This is a genomic window from Streptomyces thermovulgaris (genome assembly GCF_002155915.1).
In the GTDB taxonomy this organism is placed as follows: Bacteria; Actinomycetota; Actinomycetes; order Streptomycetales; family Streptomycetaceae; genus Streptomyces; species Streptomyces thermovulgaris.
The window spans coordinates 78528-95199 of record NZ_MUME01000011.1; the positions used below are offsets into that span (position 1 = coordinate 78528).

The 16672-nt window shown below is 71.4% G+C and carries 14 protein-coding genes and 1 pseudogene; 3 read left to right on the forward strand and 12 right to left on the reverse strand.

Annotation, left to right across the window (positions count from 1 at the left end; all coding sequences use genetic code 11):
• Positions 1-169 precede the first annotated feature (169 nt).
• Entirely contained in the window at positions 170-1369 is a 1200-nt protein-coding gene (locus tag CCN35_RS01245) for an IS110 family RNA-guided transposase (protein WP_086791277.1), read from the forward strand.
• A gap of 130 nt (positions 1370-1499) precedes the next feature.
• Here the strand turns inward: CCN35_RS01245 and CCN35_RS01250 are convergent, their stop codons facing one another.
• From CCN35_RS01250 to larB, 9 genes are all read right to left on the reverse strand, one after another.
• Positions 1500-2222 (reverse strand): SDR family NAD(P)-dependent oxidoreductase, encoded by a 723-nt coding sequence (locus CCN35_RS01250; RefSeq protein WP_158100366.1) that lies wholly within the window; start codon positions 2220-2222, stop codon positions 1500-1502.
• Positions 2219-3595: an aldehyde dehydrogenase family protein gene (locus CCN35_RS01255; RefSeq protein WP_086791251.1), complete on the reverse strand. Its 1377-nt coding sequence runs from the start codon at positions 3593-3595 to the stop codon at positions 2219-2221. Before CCN35_RS01255 ends, CCN35_RS01250 begins: the two co-directional genes overlap by 4 nt.
• Positions 3595-4683, reverse strand: coding sequence for a phenylacetate--CoA ligase family protein (locus CCN35_RS01260; RefSeq protein WP_086791253.1), 1089 nt, complete (start codon positions 4681-4683; stop codon positions 3595-3597). Before CCN35_RS01260 ends, CCN35_RS01255 begins: the two co-directional genes overlap by 1 nt.
• On the reverse strand, positions 4680-5285 hold the full coding sequence (locus CCN35_RS01265; RefSeq protein ID WP_086791255.1) for an anthranilate synthase component II: 606 nt from the start codon (positions 5283-5285) through the stop codon (positions 4680-4682). The genes CCN35_RS01260 and CCN35_RS01265 overlap by 4 nt, the downstream gene beginning before the upstream one ends.
• Entirely contained in the window at positions 5282-6664 is a 1383-nt protein-coding gene (locus tag CCN35_RS01270) for an anthranilate synthase component I family protein (RefSeq protein WP_086791257.1), read from the reverse strand. The genes CCN35_RS01265 and CCN35_RS01270 overlap by 4 nt, the downstream gene beginning before the upstream one ends.
• A complete protein-coding gene (locus CCN35_RS01275; RefSeq protein WP_086791259.1) occupies positions 6661-7869 on the reverse strand; it encodes a DUF362 domain-containing protein in 1209 nt (402 codons plus the stop codon). Before CCN35_RS01275 ends, CCN35_RS01270 begins: the two co-directional genes overlap by 4 nt.
• Positions 7862-8536: a cyclase family protein gene (locus CCN35_RS01280; RefSeq protein WP_086791261.1), complete on the reverse strand. Its 675-nt coding sequence runs from the start codon at positions 8534-8536 to the stop codon at positions 7862-7864. The genes CCN35_RS01275 and CCN35_RS01280 overlap by 8 nt, the downstream gene beginning before the upstream one ends.
• Before the next feature lie 113 nt (positions 8537-8649).
• Positions 8650-9939, reverse strand: coding sequence for a nickel pincer cofactor biosynthesis protein LarC (gene larC / locus CCN35_RS01285; protein WP_245862964.1), 1290 nt, complete (start codon positions 9937-9939; stop codon positions 8650-8652).
• Complete coding sequence (gene larB, locus CCN35_RS01290; protein ID WP_342748548.1) at positions 9932-10747, reverse strand: nickel pincer cofactor biosynthesis protein LarB; 816 nt, start codon at positions 10745-10747, stop codon at positions 9932-9934. Before larB ends, larC begins: the two co-directional genes overlap by 8 nt.
• Before the next feature lie 35 nt (positions 10748-10782).
• Here larB and larE point away from each other — a divergent pair, with 35 nt between their 5' ends.
• A complete protein-coding gene (larE, locus tag CCN35_RS01295; RefSeq protein ID WP_086791265.1) occupies positions 10783-11637 on the forward strand; it encodes an ATP-dependent sacrificial sulfur transferase LarE in 855 nt (284 codons plus the stop codon).
• A 280-nt stretch (positions 11638-11917) separates the two neighbouring features.
• Here the strand turns inward: larE and CCN35_RS01300 are convergent, their stop codons facing one another.
• The 3 genes from CCN35_RS01300 to CCN35_RS01310 all read right to left on the reverse strand — a co-directional run bounded on the left by CCN35_RS01300 (position 11918) and on the right by CCN35_RS01310 (position 16165).
• Positions 11918-14059, reverse strand: coding sequence for a putative bifunctional diguanylate cyclase/phosphodiesterase (locus tag CCN35_RS01300; protein ID WP_086791267.1), 2142 nt, complete (start codon positions 14057-14059; stop codon positions 11918-11920).
• Positions 14056-14868: an SAM-dependent methyltransferase gene (locus tag CCN35_RS01305; RefSeq protein ID WP_086791269.1), complete on the reverse strand. Its 813-nt coding sequence runs from the start codon at positions 14866-14868 to the stop codon at positions 14056-14058. Before CCN35_RS01305 ends, CCN35_RS01300 begins: the two co-directional genes overlap by 4 nt.
• 355 nt (positions 14869-15223) lie before the next feature.
• Complete coding sequence (locus CCN35_RS01310; protein WP_067388530.1) at positions 15224-16165, reverse strand: SCO0930 family lipoprotein; 942 nt, start codon at positions 16163-16165, stop codon at positions 15224-15226.
• 321 nt (positions 16166-16486) lie between these two features.
• Here CCN35_RS01310 and CCN35_RS28835 point away from each other — a divergent pair.
• Positions 16487-16672 (forward strand): annotated as a pseudogene (locus CCN35_RS28835) (hypothetical protein); the annotation flags it as partial.

Genomic DNA, 16672 nt, shown 5'->3' on the forward strand with positions numbered 1-16672 from the left:
GGGCAGGGATGGTTTTCATGCTGGCTGCACTTGATGGCTCAGACCGCTGTTCCCCCTGCCCCGCCACTTCTTCCGGACTGCTGATTAGGCTCTGCGGACCATCGCTTGGTAGGGCGAGGACAGGCGGAAGGAGTTGCGCCACGGGCCGTTCGACGAGGGGAGCGTCACCTTGTCCGCCAACGCGGGGTTCGACATCGCCAAGGACTTCCACTGGCTCGCCGTCACCGACGACCGGGGCCGGCAACTGTGCAGCCGCCGGGTCGACAACGACCCAGACGCCATCGAGAGGGCCATCAGCGACCTGATAGCCGTGCAGGCCGAGCACGGCCAGCTGACCATCGGCCTGGACTTGCTGGGCGGTGTGGCCGCTCTGCTGACCGCGATGCTGGTGGCCGCCGGACTGCGTGTCGTGCATGTGCCCGGACTCGCCGTCAACCGCGCCCGCCGCGGCACCAGGGGCGGGGAGAACAAGTCCGACCCCCGCGATGCACAGGTCATCGCCGAGCAGGTCATGCTCCGCACCGACCTGCGACAAGTGGAACTGACCGATGAGGCCACCGCCGAACTGCGGCTGCTGGCCGGCCACCGCACCGCGCTGGTCAAGGAGACCACCGCACGCGTCAACCGGCTGCGAGACCTGCTCGCCTCCCTCCACCCGGGGCTGGAGAGGGCCACCGACCCGACCAACAAGTCCAGCCTCATCCTGCTGACCCACTACGTCACCCCGGATGAGATCCGCCGCAGCGGAAGCCGTCGCATCACCCAGTACCTGCGCAGGCGCGGTGTCAGTGAGCCCGCTGCCCAAGCCCTGGCCGATGCCGCGCTGGCCGCAGCCCGTGCCCAGCGCACCGCCGTCCCCGGCGAACGCCGCACCGCAGCACTCATCAAGGAACTCGCCGACGACCTGCTCACCGCCCGGACGCGGCTGAAGGCCCTCGAGGCCGAAATCGAGGAGCTGGTCGACGCCCACCCTGACGGGGCCCTCATCCGCAGCCTGCCGGGGATGGGGGCCGTCCTGACGGCAGAGTTCATCGCCCTGGTCGGCGACCACCGCCGCTTCACCAGCGGCGATGCCCTGGCCGCCGCAGCCGGCCTCGCCCCAGTCCTGTCCCAGTCCGGCAAGATCCGTTACTCGCGCAGCGCCACCGGCGGCGACAAGGCCCTCAAGCGAGTTTTCTACCAGTCCGCGTTCTGCGCGATCCAGCGCGACCCCGTCTCCCGGGCCTACTACGACCGCAAGAGGAGCGAGGGCAAACGGCACCACCAGGCCCTCATCGCTCTGGCACGACGCCGTGTCAACGTCGTCTACGCCATGCTCCGCGACCGCCGCCCTTACGAGGCGCGACCGCAACTTCGTCTCGTGGCTTGACTCCAGCATTAGGCAGCGGTCTCTTTCTCGACGGGCTTTCTCAAGGTGATGGGGGACACGGAGAGGTGCCGGCGGAGCCGGGGCGGGCGGGGCATCGGTGCCGACGCGGTGCCGCGGCACCGTGTCCGCCTCAGTGGAGGTACCGGCCGCCGTCCACGACGACGGTCTGTCCGGTGGTCGCTGTCGCGCCGGCCAGGGCAAGGACGGTGTCCGTGATCTCCTCCGGCCGGACCACCCGTCCCAGGGCCGTGCCTGCCAGCACTCCCTCCAGCGCGGCGGTACCGAGGGAGTCGGTCATTTCGGAGGCAACGGGGCCCGGGGCCACGCAGTTGACGCGGATGCCGCGCGGTCCCAGCTCCCGGGCCGCGGACCGGGTGAGCCCGATGACCGCGGCCTTGGCGGCCGCGTAGTGGGGGCCGAAGGCTCCGCCGGTGAAAGCGGCGACGCTGGAGAGGTTGACGACGCTCCCCCGTGCCCGGGCCAGCGGCTCCAGCAGTGCCCGCAGGGCGGCGTAGGGAGCCTCCACATTGGCGAGCAGACAGGCGCGGAACTCGTCGGCCGGCAGGTCGTCGATGGGGGTGGGTCGTGCCCCGCCCACGCAGTTGACCAGAAGATCGACCCCGTGCCAGTGGTCCGGGACGGCGGCGGCGAGGAACTGCGCCCCGTCGTCGGCCAGGTCCCCACGCACCAGGAACAGGTGCTTGCCGGACGGGTCGAGGTCGTTCAGACGCTGTGGCCTCGACCGGTACTGGGCGAGGACCTCGGCGCCCTGGGCCAGGCAGCGCCGGACCAGGTCCAGTCCGAGGTCGCCGGAGGCGCCGGTGACCACCACGGTGCCGGGAACGCTGCTCACCGGACCACCTCCGCGCGGATAAACGCCTTGGGTTCGAGCAGGAACTGGGTGAGGCTGCCGTCGTGGGGCAGCCCGGGTGCCGTCGCCCACGGGTCGGCAGGGCCAAGCACCACACGGCGTACGGTCGGCTCGAGCAGGAGCTGTTCGGCCAGGTCCGCCGGTGCGCCGAGCAGGGTGACGACGAGGGAGTCGCGCAGCGGGCCGGTGCCCGTCTCGGCCGTCCAGGGGGCGACCACCGTGAAGGGGAAGGGCAGTTCGGTGCCCAGGACCGGGTGTGCAGGGTCGGTGGTGGACAGCACGACGGGTGGCAGGACGTGCGAGCCATCGGCCAGTTCCACCGTGCCGTGCGGTCCGGTCGCCGTCGTCGGATGCCGGTGCAGCCCTTGTGCGGCAAGGCGGTCAACCTCGCGGGCCAGAGCCGTGGCACGGTCCGCGGTGAACGCCGGCAGGGCGGCTCGCGGGTCGAGGACCGGCAGCGGCTCGAGCCCGGCCAGTTCGGCCGCAAGCGCGTCGGCGGTCTCACGGACGTCGCCAGTGGTGAGCACGACGGAGGTGTTGGTGCAACGCACCCCTCCGTCGGCGGCAATGGTGCGGGCCGTGTGCGCGATCGCCGTGTCGTCGGCCTCCGGACCGAGCAGCACTTTGCTGCGTCCGGGACCGCGTAAGGCCACTGTCGCCCTGCCGGCCCACCGGGCGACGGTGTCCGGGCCGCCGTAGACCACGGCCCGGTCGGCGTGCTTGACCAGGAAGTCGGCGGTGCCGTACTCGCCGGGCAGGACGGAGAGACGGTGGGCGGGCAACCCCGCGGCGTACAGCGCGCGGGCCAGCCGCAGCGGGGTGAAGGGATCACGGCCACCGGGCCGTACCACCACCCCGTGACCCAGCGCGACCGCTTTCACCCACGTCAGATGCGGTTCGGGATGGTTGCTCGGCGCCACCACGGCCACGGTGCGGCCCCGGCGCACCCACCGGACCTCGTGGGGCGAGCCCTGCTGCGGGGCGGGCAGTTCGGCGGCAACGTCGGCGGCAGCCCGCGCGACGCCCTCGCCGAGGTGGTGCAGCGCGCGGGAGTACACGGCGTGGGGCACCCCGGTGGCGAGAGCGGCGCGGCGGCAGTACTCCTGCGGGCTTTCGCCGTCGAGTGTCTCGTGCACGAAGATCCGTCCGGCCTCGGCCAGTTGCCGCTCCGGTAGGGCCGGCCCCGCCGACTCGGCGGCCCGTCGCAGGGCGAGCTGGGCCAGCAGCGTCGGGGACTGCCGCACGTCGACGAGGTCGCGGCCGTCCACACCGGTCAGCGGGGCGCCGTCCTCGCTCTCCCAGGTGCGCCCGCCGAGCAGCGGGTGCAGGACCGTTCTCGTCGTCGTGGCCCCCATCAGTAGACCCCTTCTATGACGGTGGTGCCGGCGGTGGGCGTGTAGGGCCGGATGTCGGCGACGTCGTCGCCGTGGGCGCCCTCGGGGGTACCGGCCCGTACGACGCTGTCCCGCTCGGCCACGTTCGGCAGGAACATGTCCTGGCTGAGCAGGTGCACCAGCACCCGGCCGCGCTCCCCCACCGGCACCCGGGCCCCGGTCTGCGGGTCCACCACCTCGACGACGGACTGCGGCTGATGGGTGCGGAAGACGCACCGGTGTGCCGGGTACCGGTCGCGGGGCAGCTGAGGCGCGATGCCCATGAGGCTGTTGCCGTACAGCCCGACGACCGTGGTGCCGGGGAAGTACTCCTCCTCCACAAGGCGCAAGGTGCCGGCGGAGATGCTGGTGCCGCTCCAGATGAGTCCGCCCAGCCGACCGGTGAGACGCTCGTGCAGCGCGGGCCGGGCGCACAGGGCCTCCAGGACCGGGGGCGTGATGAACAGCACTCCCACCCGCTGGTGGGTGACGATCAGTTCGGCCTGATCCAGGACATGCTGGACGTAGGCGTCCGCCTCGTCGCGCCGTCCGTCGGCGATCAGCCGTTTCACCCAGCGGGGGTCGAAGTCGACGGTGAAGCAGATCCCACCGCGCATCTCGGCGAGCAGCCGCATGGAACGTCCGACGATGTGCGGGCCGGTCGGGCCGATGTGCAGCCAGTGCACCCCCTGTGGGAAGTCGTGGTCGGTCAGGACCGAGTTCACCCAGGCGAGGGACCGGGCGCGGGAGGTACTCTCGATGATCCGCTTGGGGGCTCCGAGAGTGCCGCCGGACTCGTACACGCCGACGGGCCGGCCCTTGCTGCCCGCCGGGATCAGGTCGTCGACGGGGACCGTGCGCAGTTCGGCGCTGACGTCGGGGAAACGGCGGAGGTCAGCGAGGCCGGTGATGTCACGGAGCGGGTCGAACCCGAGTTCCGTCCTCTTGCGCAGCCAGAACGGTGATCCGGTGCGCTCGTCGAAGTGCCACTCCAGAACGGCCCGCAGATGTTCCTCGGCGCTCAGGGAGCCGATCTCCTCCTCGAGCGGCGACCGTGCGGCAAGGCTCATGCTGATATCAGTCCTTCTCGTACTGTGCCCCGCCCGCAGGCGGTCTCCAGGGCGTTGCCCACCATGCGCACACCGTGCTCGGTGAACAGGGACTCGGGGTGGAACTGGACGCTCTCCATCGGCAGTTCGCGGTGTCTGAGGGCCATGACCTCGCCCTCGCTGGACCAGGCACTGACCTCGATCTGCGCGGGCAGGGTGGCGGGGTCGACGACCAACGAGTGGTAGCGGGTCACCGTCAGCGGCGAGGGCAGGCCGTGGAAGACACCGCGCCCGTCGTGCCTGACCTCGTCGCACTTGCCGTGCATGGGCCGCCTAGCGTGCACCACCCGGGCGCCGAAGGCCTGGGCAATGGTCTGGTGTCCCAGGCACACGCCGAAGATCGGGACGCGTCCGGCCAGGGCGCGGACGGCCTCCAGCGACACACCAGCGGTGTCGGGGGCACCCGGTCCGGGAGAGAGCAGGAGCAGCTCGGGGGCCAGCTCGGCGATCTCCTCGACGGTCACCTCGTCGTTGCGGAACACCCGGCACTCGACGCCCAGCGCGCCAGCGTACTGCACCAGGTTGTAGACGAAAGAGTCGTAGTTGTCGATAACGCAGATCATCCGGCCCCCTTTCCGAGGTCGATCCCCGCGGATCGGGCCGCGGCGCCGAGCTTGGCCAGGCATTCGGCGTGTTCCTGGGCTGGGTCCGAGTCGTAGACGATGCCTCCGCCGGCCTGCAGGCGCACCTGCCCCTGGTGCAGCACGGCGCTGCGGATGGTCAGCCACAGGTCGGCGTCGTATGTGCCGAAGCTGCCGACCGCACCGGAGTAGAAGGAGCGTGCGACCGGCTCCAGCTCGTCGATGATCTCCATGGCCCGCACCTTCGGGGCGCCGGTCATGGTGCCGGCCGGGAACGTGGCACCGATCAGGTCCGCCGCGGTGATCCCCGTGCGCAGTTCGCCGGTGACGTCGGAGGTGAGATGCATGACGTGGGAGTAGCGCTCCACCCGCATCAGATGCGGCACCACGACGCTGCCCGGAACGCACACCCGGCCCAGGTCGTTGCGTGCCAGGTCGACGAGCATGCGGTGTTCGGCGAGTTCCTTCTCGCTGCCGTGCAGCTCCTGCTCGGCCAGCAGGTCCGCCGCGGGGTCGGCGCCGCGCGGACGGGTGCCGGCGAGAGGGCGGATCATGGCCCGTGCCCCGTCGGAGGTGACGCAGGGCTCGGGGGAACAGCCGCTCACCTCGAACTCCCGGCTGCGGTACCAGAACTGATACGGCGAGGGGTTGACGGAGCACATGGCCGAGTACAGCTCCAGCCCGTCCATGTCCGCCTCTGCGACGACGCCCAGCGACAGCACGACCTGGAAGATGTCCCCGTCGACGATGTAGCGCTTGGCCTGCTCCACCGCGGCGTGGTGGTCGTCACGGCTCAGGGTGAACCGTGCGGTGCCTGCCCGTGACGGCCGCGGCGGGCGGGCCCGGTGGGCGGTCAGCAGCCGTACCGCGCGCAGGCAGGCCCGCCGTGCCGTCGAGGCGTCGCAGCCTCGCCCGATGACCCGCACCGCGGTGTCCTCGAAGCGGATCAGGATCTCGGGCACGAAGAGATCGTAGGCGGGCAGATCCTCCCCGAAGCGGGGCTTGAGCCGTTCCATGTCCCGTACGGCGTCGTAGCTGATGACGCCGAAGAAGCGCCGCTCCTCGGGGTGGCGGGCGGTGGTGAGGTCCAGCCCGTCGAGAAAGCGCACGGCCGCGTGCAGGGCGGTGCTGCCCGTGCCCGGCTCCTGGTTCAGTCCGCAGCTGATCAGGGCGAGTTCTCCCACGGCCAGCACAGCGGGCCGGGTCGGACCCGAGGCGGTGGTGGCCAGCAGGATGCGCCCGTTGCCGCGCAGCGCCGCCGCGGCCCGGGCGGGGTCGAGCGGGCCGGGCAGCAGCTGTTCGTGGCGGTGGACGGTACTGCCCTGCCTCAGTGCCGAGATCACCGGAGTACCGCCTGTCATACGGTGGCTCCTTCGCCGGTTCGGGCGGGGACCCGGAACTGGGTGCGCTCATGGGCACCGACCGGCTGTCCCATGGCGTAGCGGAACGCGGCGAGCTGAATGGCCCGAGGCGGGCAGCCCTCGACGTAGATGCCGGCGTCTCGGCTCTCGTAGAGGCAGTTTCCCACGAGCACGACCTGGCCGCGCAGCTCGGGCAGGGTGGCCTGGGGACCGGAGATGACCGTCATTTCCCCCTTCCATGCGCGCAGTTCGTCTCCCAGTGCCTCGAAAGCAGCTGCGATCCACCGTCGGCAGGCAGGGCAGGCGTGGTCCGCATGAACATGGATGCCGGGCCGCGGGGCTGTGATCACCGACGGAGCCCGTTCGATGGTGAAGGACAGCTCGTCGAAGGGGGTGCCGAGCAGCTCCACCTCCGACAGTTCCGCCGGCCCCATGCCCCGGCTGTGGGCGTCATGGAGGTAGGCGACCTCGTACGCCTTGATGCCCGCGAGTTCGCTCACGGCCACGTCGAGGGCGACGGCGTTGGTCGACGCAGCCAGGAATCCGACCTCGCGCAGGCTCCCCTTCATGGGGTAGTTGCCCTCCACGACCGTGCTGCCGTCGCTGATCACGAGGTGCTGCGGGCGCAGCAGGTTCAGGTCGACGGTCGACTCGTCGACGCCGGCCATGTGCACGATCCTCGTGGTGAAGCCCGGCAGGAGGCCGACGAGGTTCTTCATCGCGTTGGAGTAGACAACGCTGGCATGGGTGCGCAGCTGCGGAACCCCGATGAAGTAGTCGCAGTCCAGGACGAGTTCAGGGACGGCGATCGGCACGCGCAGCGAGGTGGCCCCGGGGATCTCGGCGACCCGCAGGGGCAGATCGTCGAAGCTGACGACCTGTGCGTACCGGTGCACTTCGTGGTCGCGCAGAACTTCGATCAGGGCATGGGTCCGCTCGGCGACCACGGCCCTGGCACCGCGGTCGGCGACGGCCTTGGCGATGGCGGCGAGCAGCGCCGGGCTGACGTGGAAGCCCGGTTCCGTCTGGAACATGTTGGGCTTGATCAGCACGCGCTGACCGGAGGTAAGGGTGTCCAGCGGATCCCCCAGCAGGCCAAGCAGCCTGGCCAGGGCCTCCTCCATCTCCGACTGGTCCGCCCGCGGGTCGGTGCGGGTCAGGGCAACCGGCCAGGCGCCCCGGGGACGGCCGGACGCGTCAGGCATCGTCGTTCTCCACGGCTATGACGCGGGCGGGGGCCGCTTCGACATCAGCGACCTTGATCGGGAGGGCGATGAGCTGGACGACCCGCCGGCTCAGCTCGTGCATGCCAGTCATGTACTCGATCAGCGGAATGCCTGCGCCGAGCAGTGCGTGGTGGACCGGGGACTCACGGTCACCGGGGCGCTCGGTGAGGCAGTCAAAACCCACCAGACAGGCACCGTTGTCGATGGCCCACTGGGCGGCGGACGGGGTGAGGTAGGGCGGCTTGTCCCAGTAGTCCTCGCGCCCCCATGCGCGGCGCACGTAGTCGGTGCGGATCAGCAGCCGGTCACCGGGCTGCCAGATGTCGCCGATCGCCTTGTCCAAGTCGTCGGCCGTGACCGGGTCTAGGTCGCCCTTGTACGACAGGTCGGCGACGCAGGCACGGCCCACGAGAGTCTCCAGCGGCACGGCGTCGATGCCCTCGGCACCGGGAAAGAAGTGCAGCCGGTACTCGATGTGCGTGGCATTGTGCGGGAACAGGTGCAGCGTCGAGAATGTGCGCTCCGTCCCGTTCGGGTCGTCGTCCGGTGTCATGGCCCGCTCGGTGGTGAACTTGGGGAACCACGAGGCGGGGTAGGAGGGCATTTCCTCGTAGAAACCGTGCGTCAGATCGATCAGCCGCGGCACAATGCCTCCTTGGATTCGTGATCACGGCTTCACCACACTCCCCCACAGGGTTGACTTTTGTCAACATCCATGAGCGAACAACCCCCCTTTGTCGACCACGATGTTGACTACTGTTATTCCTTGGAGGGTTCGGCCGCCGGGGCGGGCCGCTCGTGCTCGTCCCAATACGCCCTGACGGCCGCCTGGACGACCGCGCGTTCCGGCCAGGCCAGGGCCGCAGCGGCGGCGGCCACGTCGGCGAACTCCGGCTGCACCGTGCGCCCCTGTCCGCTGCCGGCGACCTTCACACGCACGGACTGCCGGTGACCGGCCGGCCCGACCAGGACCCGTGTCATGTGCCGGGCCACCAGGCTCCGCTGCGCCGCCCACCACCGCACCCCGAGCGTGCAGGTGTGCGCGAACAGAACCTCGGTCACCACCCCACGGGCCGCAGGCGGGCACAGTGCCGTGACCTGCTGGCCCGGCCGTCCGCCCCGTCCGGTGACCGGTGTGGTCCAGCAGTCCCAGGCCCCTGCCGTGCGCAGCGCCTCCAGAACCCCCGGCCACAGCCGGGGATCCATGTCGTCGACCGTGCTCTCCACCACGAGCACCTCGTCGGTCCCGGCGGCTTCCGGCTGCCGGGCCGTCAACGGCCGGCCGACCGTCACCCGGGTCACGTTGGGCCGGTCGGGCAGTTCGCGGCTGCCGCCGCCGTACCCGACGGCCGTCACCCGCATCACCTCCGGCTCCCCGGGCCGGGCCAGTGCCGCCAGCAGCGCCGCACCCGTCGGCGTGGTGCACTCCCCGGGCAGCTCGCCGCCCGTCAGGGGCAACCCGTGTGCCCGTGCGATCTCCAGCACCGCCGGCACCGGCACAGGCAGCACGCCGTGCGCCCCCCGGACCTGTCCGCTGCCAGCCTGCAGGGCGGAACAGCTGACCCGCACCCCGTCAGCGAGCAGGCCGAGGTCGTCCAGGGCCGCCGCGCACCCCGCCACGTCCGCGAGCGCGTCGAAGGCGCCCACCTCGTGGAAGTGCACCTGCTCCCGGTCGGTGCCGTGCACGGCCCCCTCCGCGTCGGCCAGGATCTCGAACGTCCGCAACGCGAAGGAAGCCGCGGCGGGAGTCAGCCCACCCGCTTCAGCAAGCAACTCCCGCACGTCGCGCAGACGGCGCTCACGGTCGGGGACGGCCGGCCTCGCCACCTCCACACGGGTGCACGCCAGGCCACCGCGCCGGGCGGGTTCGGCACGCACGGCAAGACCTGGAACACCGAGGGACGCAATCGCCTCATTGACCCGCGCCAGCCGTGCGCCGGCGGCCAGGAGCGCGCCGAGCAGCATGTCGCCCGCCACGCCGGTGGAGCAGTCGACATGGGCGGTCAGCGGGAAGGGCGCGGGAGCGACGGTGCGGGAGCGGTCAGTCACGGGGGTCCTCACGGGTGGAGGAGGCAAGGCCGACAGGCCGGGGCGTTTCCGGCGCACCGTCCGCCTCAGGCACTCCGGCCGCTCTGTCCGTCCCGGTCGCCGCAGCGGCGGACCGTCTCGCGATCCTCGCGGCGTGCACGGCCGCCCCGAAGCCGTTGCCGATGTTCATCACCGCCACGCCCGGGCTGCACGAGGAGAGCATCGCCGCCGCGGCCGCCAGTCCTCCCGCGCCGATCCCGTACCCCACCGGGCTGGGCACCGCGACCACCGGCATGTCCACCAGCCCGGCCACCACGCTCGGCAGGGCCCCCTCCATGCCCGCGATCACCACGGCACACGCCGCGCCCTCCAGGTCCGGCAGGGCGTCCAGCAGGCGGTGCAGACCCGCCACTCCGACGTCACCGACCAACCGCCCCCGGACACCGAGCACACCAAGCGTGGTGAGGCACTCGTGCGCGACGGCAAGATCCGAGGTCCCCGCGGTAAGCACCGCCACCTCCCCGCAGGGCACCGGCAGTTCGCCCACCACAACGGTCCGCCCCAGCCGGTCCACCGCGACCGGCCCGTCCTCACCGGCGAAGAACTCCGGCGCCCGTGACAGCACCTCGGAGGGGCATCGCGTGGCCAGAGCCGGCCCGGCCGGGTCCGCCCTGCGCAGCCCTGCCAGCAGACGGAGAGTCTGCTCCGGTGTCTTCCCCTCGGCGAAGACGACCTCCGGCACCCCCGTCCGCCGACGCCGATCGGAATCGAGGCGGGCTATTGACTCGATATGCACGACACGTTGACCATCGGATCGCAGATCATTCACCGGAGTCAACTTAGATAGATACTGGAGTCATCGCAATGGCCTCAGCAAGTTCCCCGCCCCGACCCGACCTCGCCGACGCCGCCGACCGGCTGCTGGCCCGCTTGAGGAACCTGGACGGCGTCGCGGTCGCCTTCTCCGCAGGAGTGGACTCCACCGTGCTGCTGGCCGCCGCGCTCCGCGCGCTCCCTTCGGACCGTGTGGTCGCCGTCACCGCCGACTCCCCCAGCCTGGCCCGCGGCGAACTCGCCGACGCCCGGCGCCTCGCGGCCCTGCTGGGAGCCGAACACGTCACCCTTCCCACGGACGAACTCGCCGTCGACGGCTACCGGGCCAACCGGGGCGACCGCTGCTACTTCTGCAAGCACACCGTGCTCGCCGCGATCACCGAGTTCGCCTTCTCCCGGGGCCTGCACCATGTCGCAACCGGCACCCAGGCGGACGACCTGCGCGCCCCCCACCGGCCGGGCCTGCGCGCCGCACGGGAACTCGCCGTCGTCGAGCCCCTCGCCGAGGCCGGTCTGACCAAAGCCGACGTACGCACGCTCGCCCGCGCCTGGAACCTCGACGTGGCGGACAAGCCCGCCGCCCCCTGCCTGGCCTCCCGGGTGTCCGTCGGCCTCCCTGTCACCCTCGAACGCCTCCGCGCCGTCGAGCGCGCCGAGGCGGTGGCCCGCACTTTTCTGGCCGACCACGAACTCGCCCCTTACGACCTGCGCGTCCGCCTTCTTCCGGACGGCTTCCGCCTGGAGGTCGACGCCCCGACCTACAACAGCATCCTCGACCTCAGCCTCTCCACGGAGGTCCTCGACCGTCTCGTCGCCACCGGCCTTCCGGCGACCGGCAGCATCGCCCCCTACCGGTCGGGGTCCGTCGCCACCGCCGCGCCCTGACGGCTCTCGGGCGGCGCCCTCGGCCACCGCCTCCGTTCGGCCTCGGCCGCGGCACCGGGGACACGCCAGGCCCCGCAAACGGCCGGTGGCCGACTGCCCGCCCGTCCCCGGGCCCCTGGAAAGGGCGCGCTCCCGGCCGGGAGGAATCGCACCGGCGGGCCGTGCCATGGAGCCGGCCCTGCGGGCTCCCCGAGGGACGGACGGGTGGCCGGAAAGGGACCGCGCGGCCGCTGTCGCAGCGGGCGCGAAGGCCGCCGGGACGCGCCGGGCCGGATCCGGTTCAGCCCGTGGCGTCCGCCAGCGCCAGCTCGTGGAGGCGCTCCGGGGGACCCGGGCGGGCGTAGTACCAGCCCTGGGCCGTGTCGCAGCCGAGCAGGCGGAGCTGTTCGGCCTGGGCACCGGTCTCCACGCCCTCCACGGTGACCGCCAGGTCCAGGCTGTGGGCGAGGGTCACGATCCCTTCGACGATCTTGAGGTCGACGGGGTCGGCCGGGAATTGCTGCATGCTCTGGGTGAAGGAACGGTCCAGCTTCAGAACGCTCACCGGCAGCCGCCGCAGGTTGGCCAGGTTGGAGTAGCCGGTGCCGAAGTCGTCCAGCGCTATGTCGATGCCCATCTCGGCGAGCCGCCGCAGGGGCTTGAGCAGGTCGTCGTCCGCGCCGATCAGCGCCGACTCGGTGAGCTCCAGGCAGAGGACGTCCGGCTGCACGCCCACGCGCTCCAGGATCTCGACGGTGTCCTGGACGAGGCCGGGGTGACGGAGCTGGCAGGGCGAGAGGTTGACGTTGATGCGCAGGGAGTCCGCGGCTCCGGCGCCGTGCCGCTCCCGCCACTCGCGGGCCTGGCGCACCGACTGCTCCAGGACCCAGCGGCCCAGCGGGACGATCAGCCCGGTGTGCTCGGCGAGCGGGATGAACCGGTCGGGGCCGAGCACGCCGTACTGCGGGTGCAGCCAGCGCACCAGCGCCTCGGCGCCGCGCACGCTGCCGTCGCCGAGGTGCACCAGCGGCTGGTACTCGATGAAGAACTCGCCCCGGTCCAGGGCCGTGGGCAGCGCCGTGGTCAGCCCGTGCCGGGTGATGGCGCGGGCGTCGGCCTCGGGATCGGCGAGCTCGAAGCGGTTGCCGCCGGCCGACTTGGCCCGGTACATGGTGATGTCCGCGCTGCGCAGCACCTCCGCCGCGCTGCGCTCCCCCACCGGCCCCTCGACGACACCGATGCTGCCGCGCACGGTCAGCTCACGGCCGTCGATGCGGATGGGCGCCATCAGCGCGTTCATGATGCGGGCGGCGAGGGCGTCGGCCCTGTGCCGGGTGTCGCTTCCGGTGGTCAGCGCGACGAACTCGTCGCCGCCGAGCCGGGCGACCATCTCCTCGGGGCCGGTCACGCACGCCTGCAGCCGGTCGGCGACCTCGACGAGCAGCCGGTCGCCGGCCGCGTGCCCGAGGCTGTCGTTGATGGTCTTGAAGCCGTCCAGGTCGAGATAGCACAGGCCGAAGCGGCGGCCCTCGCCCGCGTTCAGCACCTTCTCCAGCCGCTCGAAGAACAGCGTGCGGTTGGGCAGGCCGGTCAGCGCGTCGTGCGTGGCCTCGTAGCGCAGCCGGAGGTTGAGCAGCCGCCGTTCGGTGGTGTCCTCCATCAGGGCGAGCTGGTACTGGGGGTTGCCGTCGGCGTCACGGAGCAGGGAGACGGTCAGATTGGTCCACAGAACCGTCCCGTCGGGACGCTGGAAGGCCTTCTCCACGTGGTAGTGCTCGCGTTCGCCGCGCACCAGCTCCTCGTACAGCCGCCATACGTGCGGCGCGTCCTCGGCGTGCGTCCAGTCCCGTACGTTGCGGCCGCGCAGGGTCTGCTCCGAGCCGCCGAACATGCGCAGCAGCGCGCCGTTGACCTGCAGGACGTTGCCCTCCAGGTCGGCGATGCCGATGCCTATCGCCGCGCCCTCGAACACCGCGCGGAAGCGGGCCTCGCTGGCGTGCAGCGCCTGGGCGACCACGCCCTGGGCGCGCAGCGCGGCCTGGGCGATCGCCTCCTGCTCGGCCAGTGTGCGCTCGCGCAGCGCCCGTGCGAAACCGGCCGCCATCGCGTGCTGCAACCGGGCGCAGCGGGCCCGCAGGCCCTCCTGGTCGCCGCCCTCTCCGCAGTAGAGCACCAGGTAGGCGTCGAGGCAGTCCAGGGAACGGCTGAGCGCCTCGGGCTCGGTGCAGTGCGCGTCGACCAGCGCGGCGCCGACCGCCTCGCCCTCCACGGCGTCGAAGGCCCTGGCCAGCAGCGCCCGGCTCAGCCGGCGGGTGAGCGGCAGGAGCCGCTCCTCGAGCTCCGGGCGGGTCAGCGAGGTGGAGGTCACCGGAAAGACCGCCCGGCTCCATATCGTCGTCAGCCGGCGCAGTCTGTCCTCCGGCCCGTCCGGTTCCGCGATCACGCCGTACGCCCCACGCCGGCGAAACCGGAGAAGGCGTAGGGATCCTCGTCCTCCAGCGCCGTACGAGGCCGCCAGGACGCCAGCGGCACCAGCCCGGGTTCCACCATCTCGTACCCCTCGAAGAACCGTGCTATCTGCTCGCGCGAGCGCATGATCAGCGGGTTGCGGATGTCCCTGTAGACGTCGACCGCGGCCCGGGTCCGCTCCTGCGGGAGCGGGATTCCCTCGTACGAGGCATGCGTGAGGATGAGCAGGCTGCCGGGTGCGAGCGCGTCACGCAGCCGGGCCACCGCCTTGTAGGGTTCGTCCGCGTCTTCCACGAAGTGCAGTATGGCAACGAGAAGCAGCGCAACCGGCCGGTTCAGATCAAGCAGCCGTTGCACCGGGGGGCTCTCGAGGATTTCACGGGGCTTGCGCAGATCGGCCGCGACCACGTCCGCGTTCTCGTTGCCCTCGAGAACCGCCTGGCTGTGGCTGACGGCCACCGGGTCGTGGTCGACGTACACCACGCGCGCGCCGGGGCGGGCCGCCTGGGCGATCTCGTGCACATGGCCGGCGGTGGGGATGCCGGAGCCGATGTCCAGGAACTGTGTGATGCCCTCGTCCAGGGCGAACTCCACGGCACGGCGCATGAAGGCCCGGTTCGCCTGCATGATCTTGGGCAGTCCCGGGATGAACTGCATGGCCCTGCGGGCCGCTTCCCGGTCCACCTCGAAGTTGTGCGAACCGCCCAGGTAGTAGTCGTAGATACGAGCGACGCTCGGCACCGAGATGTCGATGCTCCGTGGGGCCCAGGCAGGGCGCTCCATGCTGTCTCTCCAAGGCGTAGGCGATCCGGTGTTCGAGCCGAAGGCTACTGATCGCCCGCCAACAGGGCGAGCAGAAACGGAAATTGACCATCCGTTCTTGGTCATCACCTGCGGTCGTGGCCCGTTTCGTGCGCCCCCGTCCCGACCGGGCGCCCCGTACGTACGCACACGACCGGCCGCCCCCTCCCTGCGACGTGGAGGGGGCGGCCGCTCTGCCCTGACCCGATGAAGCTGTCCCTGCTGTCCCTGCTGTCCCTGCTGTCCCTGTTGTTCCCGTTGTTTCTGGTGTTCCTGTTGCTCTTGCTGCTCCTGTTGTTCTCGTTGACCTCTGTCGTTCCTGTTGCCCCTGCTGTTGCTACTGTCCCTGCTTCGACGCCCCGATCGGCTTGCCGTTGGGCGCGACGGCGAACCAGGTGCCGCCGACACCATGGCCGTTGACGTCCCCGGGCTTCTTGTCCCCGGAGAAGGTGTACAGAGGCCAGCAGTCGATGGTCATCTGCTTGATCCCGTCCGGCCGGGTGAAGGACATCAGGCCCTTCTTCACGATGCCCTTGACGTCGTTCTCGTCGACGGGCGCCACGGCCGGCCACTTCTCCAGGCAGGAACCGGTGCAGGCGGAGACCGGCTTCGGCCACGCCTGGTCCTTCGAGAAGCGGTAGACCGTCATGCCGTTCCTGTCGACGACGACGTCGCCCAGCGCGGTCCTCCGCACCGACAGGCCCGGCAGGTTCGTCAGCGAGGCCTTCTTGCCGTCGGGCGCCAGGGCGAACCACTTGCCGTTCACTCCCTGGCCGTTGATCTCGCCGGCCTTGGTGTCCTTCGCATAGCGGTACGCGGGCCAGCCGCCGATCGTCAGCTGCTTGGTGCCGTCGGAGCGGGTGACCTCCCCGAGCAGGGACTCGTCGATACCGGCGCCGGCGGCGGCGTCGTCGGCGGGAACGGGCGGCCAGGCCTTGGCGCAGTCGCCGTCGCAGTTGGACTTCGGGGGCTCGGCCGTGTCCGCGTCGAAGCGGTACAGGGTCATCCCGGCGCTGTCCGTCAGCACCTTGCCCAGCTCCGCGTTGGTGGAGACCTTGAGCTGTCCGGCGGGCTTCGACGCGCCCGCGGCGTCCTGCTGCTGGTTGCTGGCGCCGATCCCGGTGCCGGTGCCCGTTCCGGCGTTGCCGAGGTCACCGACGCCGGCCGTCGCACCCACCTGGCTGCCCACCGAAGGGGTTTCCTGACCGCACGCCGTCGTCAGCGCCAGCACAGCCGCGGCAGCCGCCGCGAGCGAGGCGCTCCGCCAGGAGGTGTTCATCGTCAACTCCACATGCTCCAGAGGATGTCGCAGCGCCCTGCTGCGCCGTCGCACGACACTGGGTACGCACGGGGGAGCCGGTTGTGTTCAACGGCGGCGGAAATTTCTTTCCGGAATCCGTGACGGGCCTTGGCCACCCGTACATGCGTGCCCCTCCACGGCGACGCACCGGTCGGCCGATCAAACCCCTTGACCTGCTGTTTCCCTCCTTCGGGGCAATCCGCGGGCACCGCGGCGCGCCTCGGTCCGCCAGCGCTCATGATCTCGCTCGTGCATGGAGTGCATGGAGCGCAACGATCTGAACCGACCCGACTCGCCCCGGTGCTGCGGGCGTTGACACCGGTGGCCCTGGCCCTGGCGTGCGTGGGCGGGCCGGCCGCCCCGGCCGCGGCCGATGCCTGCGCATACGCCTCCCTGGGCCCGGACGCGACGGTGGCGGTGGCGGCGGCCGGCAGCGGTTCCTGGCCCTCGCTGCCTCCCCCCTGCCCTCCGCCGTCGCCGTCGCCC